At 35.9% G+C, this 21,944-nt stretch carries 18 protein-coding genes, 1 pseudogene and 1 riboswitch; of the genes and pseudogenes, 8 read left to right on the top strand and 11 right to left on the bottom strand.

Going from position 1 to position 21,944, the window contains the following annotated elements:
* Positions 1–104: 104 nt before the first annotated feature.
* From KA858_RS09115 to KA858_RS09070, 10 genes and pseudogenes are all read right to left on the bottom strand, one after another.
* Positions 105–1,463, bottom strand: coding sequence for a gluconate:H+ symporter (locus KA858_RS09115; protein ID WP_210135504.1), 1,359 nt, complete (start codon positions 1,461–1,463; stop codon positions 105–107).
* A gap of 40 nt (positions 1,464–1,503) precedes the next feature.
* On the bottom strand, positions 1,504–3,042 hold the full coding sequence (gene gntK / locus KA858_RS09110; RefSeq protein ID WP_210135503.1) for a gluconokinase: 1,539 nt from the start codon (positions 3,040–3,042) through the stop codon (positions 1,504–1,506).
* A 21-nt stretch (positions 3,043–3,063) separates the two neighbouring features.
* On the bottom strand, positions 3,064–3,750 hold the full coding sequence (locus tag KA858_RS09105) for a GntR family transcriptional regulator (protein ID WP_245342078.1): 687 nt from the start codon (positions 3,748–3,750) through the stop codon (positions 3,064–3,066).
* A gap of 129 nt (positions 3,751–3,879) precedes the next feature.
* Positions 3,880–4,602: a MerR family transcriptional regulator gene (locus KA858_RS09100; RefSeq protein ID WP_210135502.1), complete on the bottom strand. Its 723-nt coding sequence runs from the start codon at positions 4,600–4,602 to the stop codon at positions 3,880–3,882.
* Between the two features lie 94 nt (positions 4,603–4,696).
* Positions 4,697–5,572 carry an alpha/beta fold hydrolase gene (locus tag KA858_RS09095; protein ID WP_210135501.1) on the bottom strand — a complete coding sequence of 292 codons (876 nt, stop codon included), beginning with the start codon at positions 5,570–5,572 and terminating at the stop codon, positions 4,697–4,699.
* Between the two features lie 141 nt (positions 5,573–5,713).
* Complete coding sequence (locus KA858_RS09090) at positions 5,714–6,415, bottom strand: GTP pyrophosphokinase (protein WP_053028777.1); 702 nt, start codon at positions 6,413–6,415, stop codon at positions 5,714–5,716.
* A 168-nt stretch (positions 6,416–6,583) separates the two neighbouring features.
* Positions 6,584–7,006, bottom strand: coding sequence for a DUF2188 domain-containing protein (locus tag KA858_RS09085; RefSeq protein ID WP_210135500.1), 423 nt, complete (start codon positions 7,004–7,006; stop codon positions 6,584–6,586).
* A gap of 71 nt (positions 7,007–7,077) precedes the next feature.
* Positions 7,078–9,015 (bottom strand): annotated as a pseudogene (locus KA858_RS09080) (FUSC family protein).
* Positions 9,016–9,181: 166 nt separating this feature from the next.
* A complete protein-coding gene (locus tag KA858_RS09075; RefSeq protein ID WP_053028780.1) occupies positions 9,182–9,466 on the bottom strand; it encodes a putative quinol monooxygenase in 285 nt (94 codons plus the stop codon).
* Between the two features lie 435 nt (positions 9,467–9,901).
* The gene (locus KA858_RS09070) at positions 9,902–11,182 is read right to left on the bottom strand and encodes a pyruvate MFS transporter (protein WP_053028781.1); all 1,281 of its coding nucleotides are present in this window, start codon (positions 11,180–11,182) and stop codon (positions 9,902–9,904) included.
* Positions 11,183–11,829: 647 nt separating this feature from the next.
* A riboswitch (TPP riboswitch) is annotated at positions 11,830–11,939 on the top strand.
* A gap of 65 nt (positions 11,940–12,004) precedes the next feature.
* Here KA858_RS09070 and KA858_RS09065 point away from each other — a divergent pair.
* The 7 genes from KA858_RS09065 (at position 12,005) to KA858_RS09035 (ending at position 18,607) form a co-directional block, all read left to right on the top strand.
* Positions 12,005–12,595: a thiamine phosphate synthase gene (locus KA858_RS09065; RefSeq protein ID WP_210135505.1), complete on the top strand. Its 591-nt coding sequence runs from the start codon at positions 12,005–12,007 to the stop codon at positions 12,593–12,595.
* On the top strand, positions 12,588–13,703 hold the full coding sequence (thiO, locus tag KA858_RS09060; protein ID WP_210135499.1) for a glycine oxidase ThiO: 1,116 nt from the start codon (positions 12,588–12,590) through the stop codon (positions 13,701–13,703). Before KA858_RS09065 ends, thiO begins: the two co-directional genes overlap by 8 nt.
* Positions 13,687–13,887: a sulfur carrier protein ThiS gene (thiS, locus tag KA858_RS09055; protein ID WP_053028784.1), complete on the top strand. Its 201-nt coding sequence runs from the start codon at positions 13,687–13,689 to the stop codon at positions 13,885–13,887. The genes thiO and thiS overlap by 17 nt, the downstream gene beginning before the upstream one ends.
* Before the next feature lies 1 nt (position 13,888).
* The gene (locus KA858_RS09050) at positions 13,889–14,656 is read left to right on the top strand and encodes a thiazole synthase (RefSeq protein ID WP_210135498.1); all 768 of its coding nucleotides are present in this window, start codon (positions 13,889–13,891) and stop codon (positions 14,654–14,656) included.
* Positions 14,656–15,654, top strand: coding sequence for a ThiF family adenylyltransferase (locus tag KA858_RS09045; protein ID WP_210135497.1), 999 nt, complete (start codon positions 14,656–14,658; stop codon positions 15,652–15,654). The genes KA858_RS09050 and KA858_RS09045 overlap by 1 nt, the downstream gene beginning before the upstream one ends.
* Before the next feature lie 189 nt (positions 15,655–15,843).
* A complete protein-coding gene (gene uptA / locus KA858_RS09040; RefSeq protein ID WP_053028787.1) occupies positions 15,844–16,458 on the top strand; it encodes an undecaprenyl phosphate transporter UptA in 615 nt (204 codons plus the stop codon).
* A 184-nt stretch (positions 16,459–16,642) separates the two neighbouring features.
* Entirely contained in the window at positions 16,643–18,607 is a 1,965-nt protein-coding gene (locus KA858_RS09035) for a fructose-1,6-bisphosphatase (protein WP_210135496.1), read from the top strand.
* A 109-nt stretch (positions 18,608–18,716) separates the two neighbouring features.
* On the opposite strand, the gene KA858_RS09030 is transcribed toward KA858_RS09035, so the two are convergent.
* Entirely contained in the window at positions 18,717–20,498 is a 1,782-nt protein-coding gene (locus KA858_RS09030) for a cation:proton antiporter (RefSeq protein ID WP_210135495.1), read from the bottom strand.
* A gap of 256 nt (positions 20,499–20,754) precedes the next feature.
* Between KA858_RS09030 and KA858_RS09025 the strand changes: the two genes are divergently transcribed.
* On the top strand, positions 20,755–21,789 hold the full coding sequence (locus KA858_RS09025) for a YkvI family membrane protein (protein ID WP_245342077.1): 1,035 nt from the start codon (positions 20,755–20,757) through the stop codon (positions 21,787–21,789).
* Positions 21,790–21,944 lie beyond the last annotated feature (155 nt).

Raw genomic sequence — 21,944 nt, 5'->3', positions numbered from 1 at the left:
AATCAAAAAATTTATAAAAAAGACAATTTCTATATCATTTCAATAGAAATTGTCTTTTATTCACTTATCCAAGAACTTTATGTCCCGGACTCTAATATTACATATTATACAAACAAGCTAATAAATAATATAAAGATGATACCTGATACAGAGATGATTGTCTCAAGTAATGACCATGTTAGGAATGTTTCTTTTACGGTTAAACCGAAGTATTCTTTAAACATCCAGAATCCTGCGTCGTTAACATGAGATAAGATAACACTGCCGGCGCCTATTGCGAGTACAACGAGTGCAACGTTTACGTCAGAGTGTTGTAATAATGGTAAAACGATACCTGTGGTAGAAATGGCAGCTACTGTAGCTGAACCTAATGCGATACGTAATACGGCTGCTACAATCCAAGCAAGTAGTATTGGTGACATGGTTGAACCTTCGAACATTTTCGCGATGGTATCGCCTACGCCGCCATCAATCAATACTTGTTTAAATGTACCACCACCGCCAATGATTAAAATCATCATACCTATTGGATAGATGGCGTTCGTAACTGACTTCATAATGTCGTCCATTTTTCTACCACGATTTAAGCCCATAGACAAGATTGCAAAGATAACTGAAATTAACATTGCTGTACCTGCAGTACCAATGAAGTAAACGATTTGTTCAAATAAATTTGTAGCTGCTTCATGGCCTGTGATTAATTGTACAATAGTTGAAATTAACATTAAGATAACTGGCAACACAGCTGTAAATAAACTTAATCCAAAGCTTGGCATTTCAGATTCTTTGAATTCTCTTTGAGATCCTAATGCTGAGATATCCCCTTCACGCGTATAGGCAGAAGGAATGATTTTTTGTGCGATTTTATTGAATATTGGTCCAGCGATAATCGTTACTGGAATGGCAATGATAATACCAAATAGCAATACTTGACCAACGTTCGCTTTTAATTCTTTTGCAATAACAACAGGACCAGGGTGTGGTGGTAAGAAACCGTGTGTTACTGATAAAGCCGTCACCATTGGTAAACCTAATTTAAGTGGTGAGACTTTCGCACGTTTAGCAATTGTAAATACTAATGGAATTAATAGAACTAACCCTACCTCGAAGAATAGTGCGATACCTACGATAAAGGCTGCGATTAGCATTGCCCATTGCACGTGTTTCGGTCCAAATTTAGCAATCAATGTGTCGGCAATTCGATTGGCACCGCCACCATCAGCAAGTAATTTACCAAGCATGGCACCTAATCCAAAGATTAGCGCAATGTGACCGAGCGTACTTCCCATGCCCGCTTCTATGGTTTCCATAATTTTATTTAATGGCATACCTAGTAATATCGCAGTGACAACAGAAGTGATGATTAATGAAATAAACGTGTTCAATTTCAAGAAAATAATTAATGACAAAAGTAATAAAATCCCAATAACAACACTGATAATTGGCCAAATATCTCCAAACATCGTAAACCCTCCTAATGTTTTCTTTTTCTAATTTAATGATTTACTCCATGTGTTTACGTTGAAAGTCTGCAATTTCAGCATAACGTTCTTCTAATGAACGACTTAAGTTGATAAAGATGGATACTAACTGTTGATACACTTGAACTGTGTCTGGATCAGGTTGATGCGCATTCGTTGTCCCGACCATTTGTTCAATAATTGAGTAGTCTTCAATGTCGCCTAACGCTTTCAAACCTAATACACATGCGCCTAAACAAGAACTTTCATAGCTTTCAGGTACGATGAGATCTGTGTCGAAGATATCTGCCATCATTTGACGCCACACTTCACTCTTAGCAAAGCCGCCTGTTGCTTTGATTGTGCTTGGTGTTTCATTCATGACTTCCACAAGTGCAAGATAGACTGTATATAGGTTATAAAGCACACCCTCTAATGCGGCACGTATCATATGTTCCTTTTGATGAGAGAGTGTTAATCCGAAGAATGACCCACGCGCATCTGCGTTCCATAATGGTGCACGTTCTCCTGCAAGGTAAGGATGGAAAATAAGTCCTTCTGCACCTGGTTTAACTCGGCTAGCGATTTTAGTTAATACATCATATGGGTCAACGCCTAAACGTTTCGCCGTTTCTACTTCACTTGCGAGTAATTCATCTCTCAACCATCTTAGTACGACACCGCCGTTATTTACGGGTCCACCAATGACATAATGGTCTTCGTCCAATACATAACAAAAGATACGACCTTTATAATCTGTGCGTGGTTTGTTAATTACTGTACGAATAGCACCAGATGTACCAATCGTGACAGCGACTTCGCCCTTTTTGTAGCTGTTTACACCTAAGTTGGATAGTACGCCATCACTTGCGCCAACAATAATAGGCGTATCCTCATCTATGCCCATTAGGGTGGCGTAGCGTTTTTTCATGCCTTTAAGTATGTGTGTGGTAGGTACTAATTGTGGTAATTGTGCCTCAGTGATACCAACTAATTCGAGTGCTTCTGCATCCCAATTGCGTGTTTCTAAATTAAACATACCTGTCGCGGATGCCATTGAATGGTCAATAACGTATGTTTCAAATAGTTGATAAAATATGTAAGTTTTTATATCAGCGAACATCGCCGTTTGTTTATAAATGTCAGGTTGTTCATGTTTCATCCAGAAGATTTTAGATAATGGTGACATTGGATGAATTGGTGTTCCTGTGCGTTGATATATGCCTGAGCCATGATGTTCCTTATTAATTAGTTCCGCGTATTTACTCGCGCGATTGTCTGCCCATGTAATACTTTCAGTCAAACGATGATGTTGTGCATCGAGTGCAATCAGACTATGCATTTGTGCACTAAATGCAATGAGTTTGATGTCTTCTTTTTTAATATTTGCCTCTCTTACAACATATTTCACAGTCATAAGAACGGCATCAAACAATTCGTCAGGATTCTCTTCAGATACATCAACATTGGGTGTATGTAAGGGGTAGCCAATGCTATGTTTCATGATAAATTGTCCATTTTCATCGTATAATACGGATTTCGTACTTGTTGTCCCAATGTCCACACCAATCATGTAGTTCATAGTATTCCTTCTTTCTTCTATTTATCTTAGCCAGAAACTTTCAATATCTTCGCCAACATCGTCGAAATTTAAATGAAAGGCTTCTCTTAATTTCGCTGAATCATAGTGTTCAATCGCCTCAACAAACACATTATGATTGTGATGAATGCGTTCAAAATCTGCTTTATCATGGTCCATACGTTGTCGCATGGATAACAATACGAGTGTTTCGATCACGGGTTTCAAATGTTTCCAGAATGTTTGTAAATATTGGTGATTTGATGCATGCATCATTGCTTCATGAAATTGAATATCATGTTGTGTGAATGCTTCAGCATCTTCGAATTTAACTGCTACTTTCATCATTTCAAGATGTTTACGCATCTCTTTGATAATCGGTTCTCTATCTATATGTTTTATCTTTGCGAATGCAAACGACTCTAGCATTAATCGTAAATCATACAGTTCTTTCTTCTCTTGCTCACCAAATTGCAATACTTTAGCGCCCATGCGTTCTAATTGAATGAGTTGATCTGTTTGTAATAATTTAAAGGCATCTCTAACTGGCGAACGGCTAACGTCAAATTGTTTAGCCACTTGATTCTCTGTAAGTAGTGTACCTGCTTCAATCTCACCACTTACAATTTGTAAACGTATTTCTGCTGCGACACCTTCCCCTTTAGACATGCCTCCAAGCCACTGCGCTGGATAACTTTCTTTCACATGCATCACTCCTATTCATTCAATTACAACTTGTATACAAGTATATTAATATATCATATCCATTTTTGCAAACGCTTTCTTTTTTAAAAGTAAATATCCCGGTCCTAAATAGACCGGGATGGATAGGAACATGATTTATTTTTTCTCATTTGAAACTTCAATACAATAATGGGTTTCATGGCAATTTGGACATGGTAATTTACGTGTTTGCATAGTATGTCGCGCCACGATAAATTGTTTCACAGATGGTTTAAACGTATGTTGGCAATTTGGACACAAATATGAAATGTTTTTATAATAGAATGTCGTTAATCCTATGGCATAGGTTACTAAAATAGGCAAGATTGAAACGAAAGGCTTACTTGAACTTCTCAGTAAACTTGCAATTAGTCCTGTGTATTGAATAATACCAATGACGCCTGCGCTCATCCATACTTTCTTTCTAAATGTCTTCAATGTCGTAGATTCTTTCATTGCTTTATCTATGTCAGATAGATGATTGATTGGTGCACTTGAGTGATCTGAAATGTACTGTTCTACATCATTGATATGCTGTAATGCTTTTGTTTGATCGTATATATGTGTTTGCAATGCTTCCTTATGTAGTTGAAGCATTGTTTTTAATGTCTGCATATCGCTATCTTCGTACAACAATGTTTTAATTTCATCTAACGTACAACCAAATTCCTTTAATAACGAAATCAACTGTAATTGTTGTACATCGTCTTCATTGTAATATCTGCGATTTGATTCTGCTGTACGTTTCGCTGTTAATAAACCTTTACGATCATAATATTGTAGTGTTCGAACCGTTATACCTAGTTGATCAGCTAGCGCCCCAATAGTGTAATGTGACATAGTGTCCACCTCCTACATTGAATATAGTATATGACGTAACGTCACATTCAAGACCTTTTGATAAATGATGTTATCGGTCAGTCTAAAGGCAGTCTTATTTATCTTCAATCCATGATTTTATATGATCAATAATCCCTACAGTGCCATTAGGTAATTGTTCAAGGACAGATGGAAAGTCCATATGTCCAATACCAGGATAGACGATTTCCTTCGTTTCACCGCCGTAGCGCTTATACTGCTCCATAGTGGCTTGTGAATCTGTATACGGGATAATTTCATCATCTTGACCAGAAATAAATAGTAACTTTGGAAATTGTTCAATTTCTTCAATATCTGGAAGATAATCTGCTTTAATTGTATATAATAAATCAGTGATGATCGTCTTAATCGGGGCGACAAAGGATAAGATATCTAGTCCGTTTTCTTTTCGTGCGTAAACTGTTTTCTTTAAGATGTATTGTGGCAAGTTTTTGATGGCAGTAATTTCATCTTTGAAATGGTCACGCTTACTATCTGTTGAGAATAAACGTGCAAGCATACTCGTGTTTGGCGTAATTTTAGCTGCGCTACTTAAATAAACAAGATGAGATATCGGTAGTTTATTAAATTTCAATAGACGTGTGCCAATCATCCCTCCCATTGAATACCCAATAATCATGACCTTTTCAAGGTGTTGTGTGGCAACGATTTGTTCCAAAACATCTTCAATTCGTTCAGAGTAATCATCTAAAGTATGGTTATTACGATCAATCTTTGAACTTTTACCACGACTAGGACAATTAATGAAAATCATTTTATACTCTCTGAAGTAGGGTTCGAACATGGTCATAATACGGTATGTCATGATAGCACCATGTATAAATACGATTGCTCTATTTGATGTTGGATTGCCCGCGAAAGCGACTTCTACTTGTTCGTTATGATAATTTTTTAATTGATAAATTTGTGTTTTAAAATATTTTCTGTTCATAATCAACCTCAAAAATCCCTATATTACTAAATTATTATTTTATCATAAAATTATCAAAATAGAGACAAATTAAAAAAGCATAACTTATAAAATTGTTACAGGTTACGTACAATTCAATAAGTTACGCTTTATCGTTTAACGTTATTCATTATTATCGGAAATCGCAGAATGAATGGATTGCATTTTAGATTCTACATCTGAAATTTCAAGGGCACAGTCTTTTAACATATCGCTATAATCTTCTGTATTAGCGTTATTTTTATAACGAATTTTATGTTCTAAACTTGCCCACATATCCATGCCAATGGTTCTAATTTGAATCTCTACAGGTAATGTTTCCACTTTATTGGATAAGAATACGGGAATTGTCACAACGATATGTAAACTACGATACCCATTTTCTTTCGGATTTTTAATATAATCTTTACGCTTGAGAAGTTTAACGTCTTCTTGTTTTAGGAGCATCTTCTCAATGACATATATATCTTCTAAATAGTTACAAACGACACGAATTCCCGCAATATCAAGAATATGTTTACGCGCACTTTCTGCACTAATTTCAACTTGCTTACGATGTAGTTTTTTAATTAGACTATTCATTTCTTTTACACGTCGTTCCATATGATGAATCGGATTATGTTTATAAACATAGTTAAAGTTGTCATCGAGAATATCTAATTTGGTGCTGATTTCTTTTAAGGCTGAGGCGTATAAATGATCGAGTTCTACGAAACCAATTAATCTATCAAAGGCTTCATCTCCATCTTTGAAATGATGTAAGTTATCTTTAAATTCACTTCGTAATTCTTCTATATACAATGATGGTTTTCTTTCTACATACATAGTATTTCCTCCTTAATCATCACTGTTTATTATATCGAATTACAAAATAAACTAAAAATAATACTCTTTTATTGCAGATTATTTTAGAACTTTCAATTGATAATGAAAACGCACGACGTTGAAACAGCATTCTGTTTGAACGCATTGTTTCAGCCTCGTGCATTGATTTTATTGCGATGATTCACTTTTTTTATGTTCAATGACTGTCGTACCACGATTATCAGCAATAGCTTGCGCGCGTTTCGTGGCGTCTGCTTTCTTCTCAAAAGTATCGGACGCTTGTTTCGCCCCTTCTGTTTTCACTTTCCATTCGTCATCTTCAAAATATACATGTACATTTTTGTCATTGAGTTTTGGATTCGCTGATTGATCCTTTTGGTGTTGTGTGACATGCTTGTGCTTTAATTCATCAAGCGCTGCTTTCGATGCATCTTTATACCAATCTTTAGCTTGTTGTGTTGCAATCGGTATAACATCGCCTTCTTTATATCCATCTTTCAACATTGCATTACCAATATCGATGGCTTTTTTTCGTTCTAATTCATCAAAGTGCTTCCACGTATTCGGATAATCGTCCATCGTCCAAGGCATGGTATCAATCTCCTTTTTTCATTGATAGTTAGCTTTACCACTATCACCAGAAGTGAAACTCGATGATGATATTATGCTTTAATTGCAGCTCCATCTTCAACTTCATTAATATCTTTACGTGTATGCACACAATTATTTTGCAGTCGCATTAATGCCGATTTAATGTAATTATATTGCGGTAAATCGGAAAGTTCATTAATTTCAAGTCTGCTTTGAAGTTCGAAATGTTTCGCTAAGTTCTCAAAGGTAACAAGGTATTCTCCCATTTGATGATCAGAAATACGTTGACGTTGATGATCTTGCATTGCACGCATTAACATAAAGTTAATTTCTTCCAATGCGAAGATACTTGGATAATAATAACGAATCACTTCTTAATTTGAGAATAATTCACCACTTGCTGAATTATTAATTTGTGTCATGTTACTCATTTTCACTGATAAAGCTAAGCTTTCATCTCTTTCACGTAAATCATCTTGGTAATGATTTTCTGAGAATAAATATTGGAAGATAACGGCTTCTTTACGAACCACTTCTGCAATCGTTCGTGGTAACATGGCGGATGCTGTTTGTCGATTAATAAGTAAGATCCCAACAACTGCGATGGCAATACCAATCAATACATCAAAGATACGTGTATAGGCAATTGAAATGGACAGGTTATCTGACGCTAAACCATTTAATAATATAACTTGGATTGTAATAAAGATTACCGCAAAGGCATAGTTAGAACCTACAAATGTTTCAGTAACCATTGCCGCAAGACCCATAATGATGACTGCAATAATCAAGTGTGGATTGAAATATAGTATTGCTGATAATACGAGTGTACCTAAGATGGTACCTAAGCCACGGGCTACAGAACGGTCTAACATGCGTCGTGTTGTCATACCTAATAAGACGGTATGCGCCGTTAATGGAATCCAGTAAGATTTTTGGATATTAAATGCTAATGAAATAAAAATGGCCACTGCCATAATTACGGCATAAATCAAAGTATTTCGAAATACGATAGAATCTAACGTTAAATTATGAATGATGCGTTGACTGTAAAGTGGCTTACGAACACTCGCTTCATGTTCAATTTGGTTAGAATCTAAGTTTGTAATTTCATCGATTTTCAAGATATATTGCCATAAATCGTCAAACGCTTCATCAACATTGACTTCTTTTGTCCATTTTTCTCGAGCTGCTGATGTGCGATATGCATTGCGTATTGCAACGTCCATCATTTCAACTAATTCATTTGGAATTGGGCGTATACCTTTTTCATGTAATTCCAATAGCTCTGAATACAAACCTTGTGCTGAGGTATGTAGCAATAACAATCTTTGAAAGCGAGGACTTAATTTTTGATCAGCCCCAGCTGTTGCAGTGATTAACAATTCATCAGAGTTCTTGAATTGTGTTACTGCTGCTTTGGCACTCTCTTTAAACTTGTCAACATCGTTATAATTGTGCATTAATTCTTTAATCATGTTAAAGTCAGCATTAATTGCTCTATTTTCAATCTTTTGCTTTTGGAAAAGGATTGTCAAAATAACTACAAATGTAGCAATCGCACCACCAATAAGAATGGCAACACCGCGGTACAGTGCTTCATTTGGTGCTACTGGCAAGTTGCTCGGTAAACAAAATGTTACAAGGAAGAAAGTTGAAGACGGTCCAGCAATCTTCAATGCACTGAAGATATAATAAGGAATGACCGTAACTAATAATAATGTCACACCATATAGAATTGGTTCAGTAACCGTAAGTGTTCCCAGTATCATACATACGGCAAATGAGAGCGAACATAAGATAACTGTTCTAATCATTGAACGTGGTGAGCTTTTGAACACATAAATATGTGCCAATGTCCCAGTTGACACGAGCAATCCTAGTGCGAAATTACCTAGGAAATAACCTAATAGTGCTGGGATTATTAATAACAAGCCCTGTCTGATACCTTTCATCGGGTCAACTTTACTTGTATCAAATGTGATAAGTGATTTTAAAACATTTCCCAATGTTATCTTTCCTTTCTATAAAACATACATATTCAATGATAACACTTTTTATTCGTTCATATGATAGTGATTGTTTAAATAATAAAAAGGTAGGATTGAAATCATCGCTTCGCAATTGACTTCTTATCCTACCTTAGTAATGTTTACGTTATGAAATTAACTTTAATTATTTTACTTCAGCTACGTCGATAACTGGTTTTTCTGTAATATAGTTACCGATATTTTCACTAAACACTTTAAAATGATCTGAATGATTGTGTGCTTCAACAGCAGCTTGATCTTTATAGTTCTCTACAACTACGAACGTATTACGTTCACTTACATCTTCATAGTGACTATAAAATGTATTACCTTCTTCTTCACGTGCATGTTTGACTAAATTCGTCATTAAATCTAAATAGGCATCACGATGTTCTTCGCTTACTTTAAGTTTTGCATTAATAATAATCATACATTTCACCCTCAATTTGTGATTTATTCACTATCATCTTACCACTTCCACACATATAAAACAGTAAAGTGACTTTTGGATATGAGAGAACGACAATGACAGAGTTCACACATTAAAGGTAATTACTCTAGAACGGTTAACGAAACGTAAATGCGTCGCACCTGAATTACAGGATATAAAAAACAGTGAGTGGAACAGAATTCTTTTTAGATTCGTCGTCCACTCCCAGCTTACTTTGCTTGTAGAATTTCTTAGTGAAATTCTCTTTGCTGGGGCCCCGCCCACCCCGCAAGGGTGACTAGAACTGAGAAAAGCTTGATTTAAGCATTTCCTCAGTTCAGTCAGCTACTGCGAAATTGCAAAATAGCATATTTATATTATTTATATCCCAGTCTCGACTATTTATCTAGGCATGATGCCCTAGTTTATATGAAATTATTTTAATTCACGACTTTCATCTTTAATCAATGGTTTATCTGGTGATACAAATAACCATAAAATTGCTGCGATAACTGCTGGAATAATTAGCAATTGGAAAGTCATTGTCCAACCAAGTGATGCTACTAATGCACCAGCTAAGAATGGACTTAATAACGCACCAATATTACCCCATAAGTTCATCCAACCAGATACAGTACCTGCGAAGTTTCTACCAATGTCATTCGCTGCAGCCCAGCTCATACCCATTGATACACCCATACCGCCTAAACCAAGTGATAACCAGAAAATAGTTACATATAAATTATCAGTATGTACTGCAAAGAAAATTGAAACTGCAAATACGATGAAACCTACAATAGCAATCAAACCTCTTGAAACAAATCTTGATTGACCACTGCGTAAAATTTTATCTGAAATCGCACCAGCAGATAAAATTAAAATAAACATAATGAACCAAGGTAATGAACTAATCGCCATGTCTTTAAATTCTACATGATATTGTTCAGTTAAGTACGTTGGTAACCAAATTAAGAATAATGAAATAACAAATTGTACTACAAAGTATTGACCTGCAATCGCATAGAAACTAATACGACGGAAGAATTGATTCCATGGTGGTAATGATTTCGTTGTTTGAACAAGGTCACGATTCTCCATAATGAAATGTTTCTCTGCGTCATTAACCATACGATGCTGTTCAGGTAAATCTTTCGCAATAATTCCCCATAATATCGCAATTAAGATACCTGCCACACCAAAGATATAAAATACCGCTTGCCAGTTAAATGCGTTTACAATAGCAATTGTAATGACAGGTGCTAATACAGGTCCAAAATATGAACCAGCAAGTAACATACTTGATGCTCTACCTTTCTCATCTTTAGAGAACCAGTTTGCATTAAACACGGCGTTTGATGGATACATAGGCGCTTCCCCGATACCGAATAAGAAACGAACTAAATATAATAAACCGTGATGTTTAATCATACCTGTTAAAATAGTGAAAGCACTCCACCATACTAAAGCAATTGTAATCATCTTACGTGGTCCGAATTTCTCAGCTAGCATACCTGAAGGTACTTGCATTAAAGCATAACCTAACGAGAAGAATGAAGCTAATAGACCAAATTGTTGTTTTGTCATATGTAAATCTTCCATCATTTGCGGGGCAATATACGAAATGTTGGATCTATCCATATAGGCGATTACACCTATAATAAAAAATGCTAATGCAAAAAACCAACGAACACTACTTTTCTTTTGTCTTTGTACCATAACCTCTTTTTCCTACTTCCTCTAATTTGTTGATTCTAAATATGTTGTCTAATATACTCACAAGACTCCCTATTATACAAAAATAACTCCCTTATAACCCTTACCATCATAGGGTTTTTAGCATTTATTTTTATTTATATTACCAGGTTTTGAAATCGTTTTCAATATCTTATTTAAAAGTTCTTTTATTAAATTGTACATCGTTCGTTACTTTATTCACTAATTACGTCATTTGGGAGTGGAACAGCATTCTTTTCACATTCGTTGTCCACTCCCAGCTTGCTGTGCTTGTAGAATTTCTTGATGAAATTCTCTTTGCTGGGGCCCCGAACCCCAACTCGCTTAGCTTGTAAAATCACTTTCGTGATTTTTTGTGTTGGGGCCCCGACTCCCAGCTTGCTTTGGTTGTAGAATTTCTTAATGCCGTTCTTTGTAGTGGGTCCCGCCCCTATGGATGACTAGAACTGACAATAGCTTAATTTAAGCGCCTTCTCCGTTCAGTCAGCTACTGAGAATTGGTGAAATAGGATCATTATATGATTGATGTCTCTTGCTCTTCCTATTAAAATTTGAACTCTATTCGAAAAAATTGTAGAATGAATTTGAAATCAAACGTGAATCAAAATTATTAAAAATTAAATAGATAATTTATCCACTGGAAGTGCCTTTGTTTAAGGCTGAGAGTAAAGAAAGAACTTTATAATTCCTGGAACCTGATCCAGTTTGCACTGGCGTAGGAAAGTGGCTTGCTAAATAACGTTCTATATAGACCAACGCTATTTCCTACGAAGGAGATAGCGTTTTTTTCATTTATTAGGAGTGATAGACATCTTTATAGCGATAACAACTTACAAACATTTAACAGCGTCAGATTTAGAACATTTTCTTGATATTAGTGAGGGGATTGATGGTTTACTCTTTCGTACCCCTATGTCTAGAGATGAGTTGTGTTCTTTTCTCAACAGATTAATCGTTGCTGGATTCCCTAGAGATAAAATCATTGTCCATAGCGATATCGAATTATTAGAAGCGCTAAATCTTACACGTTTACATTGTCGCGAGATGGACACGTTGGCATTCCACTATAAAGAACACCATCCAGAGGTGCAAGTTAGCATGTCAACGCACTCGGTTGACTCTGTTAAACAGGCTTATCAACATCACTTGGATTATGTCTTTTATGGTCATATATTTCCAACCGCTTCTAAGCCAAATCAACAACCTAGAACATCGTCCGAAATCAAAGATGTTTTGCACGTGCCTATCCCGATATATGCCATAGGTGGTATGACGGAAGATACGATACATCAACTGCCGCCTGGCTTTGCAGGTATTTGTGCAATCTCATACTTTATGAACGCATCTTTACAACAAATTCAACATCTACGAAAGGAGTGGTTGAAAGGTGCATGACGTTCTTATTATTGGTTCTGGTGTCATCGGAATGTCCATTGCAAGACACCTTAGTCACACGCATCTCGACATCGCAATCGTTGACCGAGATATCCCTGGTAAACATGCATCCTATAAAGCTGGTGGCATGTTAGGTGCTCAGAATGAATTTACAGAAGATAGTGATTTATTTCGTCTTGCACTCGAGTCACGAGACCTCTTTCCTGAATTATGCCAATCTTTACAAGATGAAACGGGCATTGATATTCAATATCAAGCATCTGGATTAATTAAAATTGCGAATCAACCTAGTGATGTAGACCATTTACGTGCACAATATCAATTCCTACACGCATTAGATCACAATGTTGTTGCGCTCTCAGACAATGACTTGGCCGATTTAACGAATTGCAATGTCTCAGCAGCAGACATGGCTATTTATATCCCCAATGATGGACAAATCAATGCGAATCATTATACGAAAGCGTTGTTTAAATCTCTGCAACAACGTCACATTACGCGCTACTTTAATACAGATGTTACAGGCATTCATCGTCAGAATGGCTATTATCAAATCGCATCATCTAAAGGTGATTTATATGCTAAAAAGGTCATTGTTGCAGGTGGTGCATGGTCATCTCAACTATTAAAGCAGTATCAACTGCCACGTGAGGTTGTTGGCGTCAAGGGTGAAGTCCTACTTGTGGAACACGATGATTTACATTTAGATCAAACGGTATTTATGACCAATGGATGTTACGTTGTGCCAAAACAACCAAACCGTTATTTAATTGGTGCTACGAGTGAATTTGATAATTATTCAGTAGGTAATACAACGCAAGGCATTTCCTGGTTGAAACATTATGCAACAGCACGTATCCCTGAACTTACAAACGCACGTGTACTCAAACAATGGTCTGGCGTACGTCCATACACAGAGGGTGAACTACCAATTATGGACCAAATTGATGATGGCTTATATATAATTACCGGTCACTATCGTAATGGTATTTTATTATCTCCTGTGATCGGACGTGACATCGCGAATTGGCTATTAACTGGTGTTAAACCAGCTCAATATGAACCTTTCAATGTCTCAAGGAGGTTAAATCATGAAATGTATCATTAATGGTGACACGTTCACGTTCGACTCGGAACAATCGATTCATCAAGTGCTCGAATCACTCGAGTTAGACCCACAACGTGTCATTGTTGAACATAATAAAACATTGATTAAGCAAGATGATTATCATCAACACACTGTGCGTGAAGATGATCAATTAGAACTATTAGAATTTGTTGGAGGCGGATAAAATGTTTAAAATTGGTAATTTAGAATTACACTCTCGTTTGTTATTAGGTACAGGAAAGTTTGAAAATGAAGACATCCAAACTAAGGCGATTAAAGCTTCGGAAACAAATGTACTTACGTTCGCAGTTAGACGTATGAACCTGTACGATAAAAATTTACCTAACCCACTTGCAAATATAAATTTAAATGACTTTATCACTTTTCCAAATACTGCTGGCGCTAAAACAGCTGAAGAAGCAATTCGTATTGCAGAAATCGCTAAACATGCGGGTGTATGTGACATGATTAAAGTAGAAGTTATAGGTGATGATGAAACATTATTACCTGACCCTTTCGAAACCTACGAAGCTTGTAAAGTATTACTTGAACGAGGTTATATTGTATGTCCTTACATTTCTAACGATGTTGTCTTAGCTAAACGTTTAGAAGATTTAGGTGTGCACGCTGTTATGCCGTTAGCCTCACCTATTGGAACAGGTCGTGGCATTAATAATCAACTGAACTTGAGTTACATTATTAAGAATTCAAATGTACCAGTTATTGTTGATGCAGGTATTGGTTCACCTAAAGATGCATGTCATGCGATGGAATTAGGTGCTGATGGCATCCTTTTAAATACAGCAGTATCAGGTGCGAAAGACCCTGTGAAAATGGCAGAAGCAATGAAGTTAGGCATTCACGCTGGCCGCTTATCTTATGAAGCAGGACGAATTCCAATAAAATACACTGCCCAAGCATCAAGCCCAACTGAAGGTTTAGGATTCTTATAATGCAACGATACAATCGGCAAATGAGATTTTCACCGTTTGGTGCACATGGTCAACATGCTTTATCGGATGCAACGTTGCTTATTTTAGGTGCCGGCGCATTAGGTAGTCATGTTGCTGAACTTCTTGCTCGTATGGGTGCACATCACATCGCAATTGTTGATATGGATATTGTTGAAACATCTAATTTACATCGACAAGCATTGTACACTGAGGTAGATGCACTCAATATGGTGCCTAAAGTACATGCTGTTCAACAACATATCGCAGACATCAATCATCATGTAGATGTACAAACGTATTATCAAGAAATCACTTCATCTAATATTGAAGATATTATCACCGACGTTAAACCCGATATCATCATTGATGGCATGGACCATTTCAAAATCCGCTATCTCATAAATGAAGTATGTCATAAGCACCAAATCCCTTGGGTTTATGGCGCAGCTGTTGGCAATAAAGGAACCGTTTATGGTATTGATTTCAAAGGCCCTTGCCTAAAATGTCTTTTAAAACACATGCCATCCAGTGGTGAGAGTTGTGCGATTAACGGAGTTTTACCTCCTATTATTTCACAAGTGGCGAGTTACGAAGTTTCTGAAGTGCTACGTTACTTATCAGGGGAAGGCTTTTCAAAGAAATTAATTACGATTGATACATGGCAGATCGATTACAAAGCGATGAACGTCGATATATTACAAGACCCTGCTTGTGACGTATGTGCCAATCGACACTATTCACTCTTAGAAACGAAACAACAACACCATATTGAAAGTTTATGTGGCCGTACCTACCTTTTCCGATATCAGCCCAATGTCTTTCAACATGCACATCATCTTCCTGGAACGCTTGTGAAGGCCACGTCTTTCGCAAAATTAATTAAAGATGACCATTACGAAATCACTTTATTTAAAGATGGTCGTATGAATGTCTATGGTGTCGAAGATGATGAAGAGGCAACGCAACTCTATCAACACTATTTAAAAGCAATGAAATAACGGTTGTCATTAGTTTATACAAGCAATTCATAGTAAATTTTATTATAATGAATTTACTATGAATTTTTTATTTTTGAAATTAAATGGTAAAAATTAATGTGATCGAGATGATTTCGACGCCGTATATGGCTTTCGAAGTTATTGCGTTGTGTTGTCTCGAACGCTTCTAAAAGGAGTTCTTATATATAAATGGAACAATTAATTACTGATTTTATTAGTAAATGGGGTTATACAGCCATATTCATTCTTATCTTATTGGAGAATGTATTACCTGTAGTCCCTTCTGAAATTATACTTACGTTTGCTGGTTTGATGTCGGTTAAATCTGGTTTATCTATACCATTCCTATTCTTAATTTCAACAATCGCATCATTTATCGGGTTACTCATCCTGTATTATCTTTGCCGTTTAATTAATGAAGACAGTATTTATCGCTTTGTAGACAAACATGGTAAATGGTTTAAGCTGAAAGGTAAAGATGTTAAGCGCGCTAATGATTGGTTTAAACGTTATGGCGCATGGGCTGTACTGCTATGTCGCTTTATCCCAGTATTACGTGTACTCATCACAATCCCAGCTGGTATTAATAAAATGAATGTCGTTACGTTCGTCGTCTTATCATTATTAGGTACGACGATTTGGAACTTTGCCTTAATCTTACTCGGTCGTATGTTAAGTGGTAGTTTCGACGCTTTAATGGCCGGTTTACACACATACTCATACATTATGTACGTGATTATTATTCTTGCAGTTCTTTACGTGCTTTATAGAATATTCTTTAAAAATAGAAACCGCGTTAAGTAATACGTGAAAGCCTCAGAATCCATTGGTGACTGAGGCTTTTTTATTAAATAGTCGTATTTTAAGAATTAATTCTGACATTTTAAGCATCACCATTGAAAAAGTGATGCGTTTTAAAGATAATTAATGTAAGCGGTTTTATAAACGATCTACAATGAATATCAATTCCAAACAGGAGTGAAATACGATGACACAAACGACTGAAAGTGAATTACGAGAGAAGTATTTAGATTTATTATCACAACAATTTGATAGCCCTGAAAAGCTGGCAACAGAAATCGTCAATTTAGAGTCAATTTTAGAATTACCAAAAGGCACAGAACATTTCGTCAGTGACCTTCACGGTGAATATGAATCGTTCCAACATGTATTGCGTAATGGCTCTGGTAACGTTCGTTCTAAAATTAATGACCTTTATGCTAAAAAGTTATCTCAAAAAGAAATTGATGACTTGGCTGCGCTTGTCTATTATCCTGAAGAAAAATTAAAACTCGTTAAAAATAATTTCGACTCAAAAGGTAAATTAAATGTTTGGTATATCACTACAATTGAACAATTAATTGATTTGATTACCTATTGTTCATCAAAATATACACGTTCAAAATTACGTAAAGCATTGCCTAAAGAATATACATATATTGTTGAAGAACTACTTTATAAAAATAACGAATTTAACAATAAGAAATCCTACTATGAAACATTGGTAAATCAAATTATCGAGTTAGAGCAATCAGATGATTTAATTATTGGATTATCTTATAGTATTCAACGTCTTGTCGTTGACCATTTACATGTGGTTGGAGATATTTATGACCGTGGTCCGCAACCTGATAAGATTATGGACACGTTAATCAACTATCACTCTGTTGATATTCAATGGGGGAACCATGATGTTCTATGGATTGGTGCCTATGCAGGTTCTAAAGTCTGTTTAGCTAACCTACTTCGCATATGTGCACGCTATGACAATTTAGACATCATTGAAGATGCTTATGGCATTAATTTACGTCCGTTATTAACACTTGCAGAAGAACATTATAGCGGCAATAATCCATCATTCAAACCGAAGAAACGTCCTGATAAACCAGTTGGATTATCTAAACTTGAAGAGAGTCAAATCACTAAAATCCATCAAGCGATTGCGATGATTCAATTCAAACTAGAAATGCCAATCATTAAACGTCGCCCTAGCTTTGAAATGGAAGATCGCTTAGTCTTGGAACAGATTAACTATGATACAAATGAAATCACCATTTATGGGAAAACATATCCTTTAAAAGATACATGTTTCAGTACCGTAGATCCAAAAGATCCTGGTAAATTATTACCTGAAGAAGAAGAAGTAATGAATAAATTGTTGCTTTCATTCCAACAATCTGAGAAATTAAAACGTCACATGTCCTTCTTGATGAAGAAAGGCAAACTTTACCTTCCATATAACGGTAATTTACTCATCCATGGCTGTATACCTGTTGATGAACACGGAGAAATGGAGTCGTTTGAAATTGAAGGTGAACAACATAAAGGACGTGACCTATTAGATGTCTTCGAAAGACATGTACGTTACGCCTACGATTACAAAGATATAACAGATGACTTATCTACTGATTTAGTGTGGTATCTATGGACTGGTAAATATAGTTCTTTATTTGGTAAAAGAGCCATGACAACATTCGAACGTTACTTCATCGAAGACAAAGCTTCTCATAAAGAGCCTAAAAATCCATATTACTATTTAAGAGAAGATGTGGATATGATTCGTAAAATGTTAAAAGACTTTGGCCTTAATCCAGATGAAGGTAGAATCATCAATGGTCATACACCTGTAAAAGAAATAGATGGTGAAGACCCTATTAAAGCTGATGGCAAAATGTTAGTGATCGACGGTGGTTTCTCGAAAGCATATCAAAAAACAACTGGTATTGCTGGCTATACATTACTGTACAATTCATTCGGCATGCAATTAGTCGCTCATCAACATTTCGATTCAAGAGATAAAGTATTATCAGATGGCGCAGATGAATTATCTGTTCGCCGAGTGGTTGATGAAGAATTACAACGTAAAAAAATTAGAGATACCAATGATGGTAAATTACTCCAAGAACAAATTCGTATCTTAAAATTATTAATGCACGATAGATATTTGAACTAACATTTGACTAGACTTATATACAAAATTATGGGAGTGGGACAGAATTTGTTTTAAATTCATTGTCTCACTCCCTATTAAGAATTATTTAAAAACTCATCATAATCCTTTTCTAATATACATCTCTTAAGATGCCGTATACCCCATGTTCATATTGCGGTATCGGTTTAGTACTCTTATTAAATGACACCACACTACTATCATCAATATGATAAAGAATCATATCATTATCAGTAATGTTATCGTATGCTTCCGCAGATACTTCAACAATATTTTTATTAGCAATCGTATTATCAAACCATCTTGGACTATGTGATTCATCAAATAAAATGTGATTGCGTAGCGGTCCATTTAAATTATTACGTGCTTGTTCGTCAGTAAAGGACACAGGCATCATACTCACATGATTCAATCCGAACTCCGGTACCAACTCATTAAAGGCTAAACTATTAAAGATAAATGACTTGGTCATTAATAAACATTTATTGTAACGAATTAAATCTGCATATATTCGATCACTACTTGATAATAGATTCCCTTTAAACACCTCAAAGCCAAGTTCTTCCGCTTTATCTGATGTATTCTCAAATAGATTAAATACCATAACTGGTATATCATGTTCACGTAGTTTTGTACCTAAGTGGAATGAGAATTCACTTTCACCAACGATGATGACACCTGGTGGTTCCGTACTTGCTAGGCCAAATAACTTACTTAAAGGAATGAAGCTAAATCCATATATAACTACCGTAATAAACACAAGACCAAAGGTTACAGGCATAATATAACTCGCCATTCTAGCATGGTTATCTAGAAATAACCCACTAAAGAATTGCGCAACAGTTAAAACGACAATCCCTCGTGGTGCCATTAAAGCAACAATCGCACGTTCTCTTTTCGTGATTTCTGTACCTATCGTTGATACTAACACTGATATCGGACGTACCAAGACAATCATTGCAATCGCAAAGACTACTAATTGCCATGATAAAACATCCATTAATACCGATGATGTTAATGATGATGTAATTAAAATAAAGACAGTCGATACAAGAATAGAGGATGCATTTTCAATGAAATGATCTGACTCCTTGTAAATTAAATCATGTCTCTTATAACGCGCCATCATTAAACCAAAAATTGTTACGGCTAATAGGCCAGATTCTTGTAATATCTGATCACAAATACTGAATACTAACAAAATAAACACTAACTGAATCGAAGGCATTAAATTCTGCGGGATGAAATCACGTTGGATTAACCAATTGAAAATGAATGATGCGCCAAAGCCGATAATGGCTGTTGCTATAATTTTCAAAATAAAAATTAAAATGACTTGAACACCGAAGCCCTGTTCAAATATTTGATAAATATAAAAAGCAGTTAATGCGAGTATAGGACCAATAGGATCTAAGATAATGCTTTCCCATCTTAAAATAGAATCTACGCTCTTACGCACTTTCGCTTGTTTAAGTAATGGCTGAATCACAGTTGGGCCAGTAATTAAGAATAACCCGCCCATCACAACCGCTACAGCAATTGGAAAATCTAAAATTTTATGTAATGCAATCGCACCGAGTACCCAAGCGATTGCTGCACCGATGGTAATAATTCGGATAACCGCTTTAGAAATGCCTCTTAATTCACGAAAATCCAAATTACTACTGCCTTCGAATAGGATTACCGCTACAGCTAATGACACGATAGGACTAAAGACCTCAGCCCCCAATGTTTCTTGAGGGTTTGCCAGTCCCAAGATTGGCCCAATGAGTAAGCCGACAATCGACATCACTACAATGGATGGCCACTTAATTTGCGTCGCTAACCATTGGCTAAATATGCCCAACGCCAAAAATAGCACAATGATTAACATGACAGGTAAATCTAATGACATACCTACACCTTCCTCAATAAGAATCAACTTTTTTTCAATACTGTGTCATACTATCAAACTTTGGTTACACCTGCATTACCAATTTATAAACAAGTTGTTAATGCCTTTGTCGGACACACAATGTTCACTTCGGGTAAACTTTCCTATTTATTTCTAACCTCATTTCATCTAAAATAGATAATTGCGTTTAAACTATATGAATTAAGTAATGATTTGAAAGGAAATTTTAATTGTGCAACTTTTTAGAGAGACTATAATGGTAGCTTTCGCATTTGTGGGTGTTGTCGTTGGGGCTGGCTTTGCGACTGGTCAAGAAATATTTCAGTTCTTCACGAGTCACGGTAGCTATAGTATTGCTGGTATTATCGATACGGGGTTAATCATTACGCTAGCAGGCGTCTTCGTCTTAAACACTGGCTTTACGATTCAATCTCATAACCATTCAGAGTCTATTCAATATTATTTACATCCAATGATTGCACGTATTTTTGATATTATTTTAACTTTATTTTTATTCTCTTTAGCGATGATTATGACTGCAGGTGGGGCCTCAACCATACATGAAAGTTTCGGATTACCTTATTGGTTAAGTTCATTGCTATTAGTATTATTTATTCTAATGACACTGTTTCTTAAATTTGAACGTCTGATTACCGTCTTAGGTATGGTGACACCCTTCCTAGTCATTGTTGTTTCTATTATCGCCATCTATTATTTTATAACAGGAGATGTTAATTTTAGTGCAGCGAACCGCTTCAATGAACAACACGGTTTATCACTCGGTTGGTGGTTTGATGGATTAAACTATGCCAGCCTACAAATCGCAGCCGCGTTTAGTTTTTTAAGTGTAATGGGCGGTCGAATGCAACATCGTCAGTCGGCGTTATGGGGTGGCATCTTAGGCGGTATCATCATTACATTACTACTATTGATGATTAATCTAGGACTCGTTACAGACTTTGAACACATTCAATCTGTTGCATTGCCAACGCTACTACTGGCTAATCATATTTCACCGTTATTAGGTACAATGATGTCGATTATAATGATTTTAGTTATCTATAATACAATTGTTGGTCTTATGTATGCTTTTGCATCGCGTTTTACAGAGCCATTCTCCAAAGGGTACTTTGTACTCATCATTGCGATGGCTATCGTTACATTTATATGTACATTTATCGGCTTTATTTCTTTAATCGGAAAAGTCTTCCCCATCATGGGATTATTTGGTTTCATACTTCTTATCCCAATTTTGTATCAAGGATTTAAACACGTCGTATTATCTAAATAATTGAAAATAAAATAAATTAAGTAAGGGAGCGGGACAGAATTCTTTTTGAATTCGTCGTCCCACCCCCGCAAGGATGACTAGAACTGAAAAAAGCTTGATTTAAGCGCATTTTCAGTTCAGTCAGCTACTGCGAATTTGCAAAATAGCTTCAAATT

It is taken from the genome of Staphylococcus sp. GDX8P80P, from assembly GCF_017893095.1.
GTDB classification, from domain to species: Bacteria; Bacillota; Bacilli; order Staphylococcales; family Staphylococcaceae; genus Staphylococcus; species Staphylococcus borealis.
The sequence above is the reverse complement of the archived record's forward strand: the minus strand, read 5'-3'. Positions and strand labels throughout refer to the sequence as shown.

What these genes read in the sequence shown, in the direction of transcription:
- KA858_RS09075 (WP_053028780.1), bottom strand. Translation starts at nt 9,466, where the DNA reads ATGATTATTATTAATGCAAAACTTAAAGTAAGCGAAGAACATCGTGAT.
- KA858_RS09025 (WP_245342077.1), top strand. Translation starts at nt 20,755, where the DNA reads ATGGTAGCTTTCGCATTTGTGGGTGTTGTCGTTGGGGCTGGCTTTGCG.
- KA858_RS09100 (WP_210135502.1), bottom strand. Translation starts at nt 4,602, where the DNA reads ATGTCACATTACACTATTGGGGCGCTAGCTGATCAACTAGGTATAACG.
- KA858_RS09090 (WP_053028777.1), bottom strand. Translation starts at nt 6,415, where the DNA reads ATGTATGTAGAAAGAAAACCATCATTGTATATAGAAGAATTACGAAGT.
- thiS (WP_053028784.1), top strand. Translation starts at nt 13,687, where the DNA reads ATGAAATGTATCATTAATGGTGACACGTTCACGTTCGACTCGGAACAA.
- KA858_RS09050 (WP_210135498.1), top strand. Translation starts at nt 13,889, where the DNA reads ATGTTTAAAATTGGTAATTTAGAATTACACTCTCGTTTGTTATTAGGT.
- KA858_RS09105 (WP_245342078.1), bottom strand. Translation starts at nt 3,750, where the DNA reads ATGCATGTGAAAGAAAGTTATCCAGCGCAGTGGCTTGGAGGCATGTCT.
- KA858_RS09070 (WP_053028781.1), bottom strand. Translation starts at nt 11,182, where the DNA reads ATGGTACAAAGACAAAAGAAAAGTAGTGTTCGTTGGTTTTTTGCATTA.
- KA858_RS09030 (WP_210135495.1), bottom strand. Translation starts at nt 20,498, where the DNA reads ATGTCATTAGATTTACCTGTCATGTTAATCATTGTGCTATTTTTGGCG.
- KA858_RS09115 (WP_210135504.1), bottom strand. Translation starts at nt 1,463, where the DNA reads ATGTTTGGAGATATTTGGCCAATTATCAGTGTTGTTATTGGGATTTTA.
- KA858_RS09045 (WP_210135497.1), top strand. Translation starts at nt 14,656, where the DNA reads ATGCAACGATACAATCGGCAAATGAGATTTTCACCGTTTGGTGCACAT.
- KA858_RS09095 (WP_210135501.1), bottom strand. Translation starts at nt 5,572, where the DNA reads ATGAACAGAAAATATTTTAAAACACAAATTTATCAATTAAAAAATTAT.
- uptA (WP_053028787.1), top strand. Translation starts at nt 15,844, where the DNA reads ATGGAACAATTAATTACTGATTTTATTAGTAAATGGGGTTATACAGCC.
- KA858_RS09035 (WP_210135496.1), top strand. Translation starts at nt 16,643, where the DNA reads ATGACACAAACGACTGAAAGTGAATTACGAGAGAAGTATTTAGATTTA.
- KA858_RS09085 (WP_210135500.1), bottom strand. Translation starts at nt 7,006, where the DNA reads ATGCCTTGGACGATGGACGATTATCCGAATACGTGGAAGCACTTTGAT.
- gntK (WP_210135503.1), bottom strand. Translation starts at nt 3,042, where the DNA reads ATGAACTACATGATTGGTGTGGACATTGGGACAACAAGTACGAAATCC.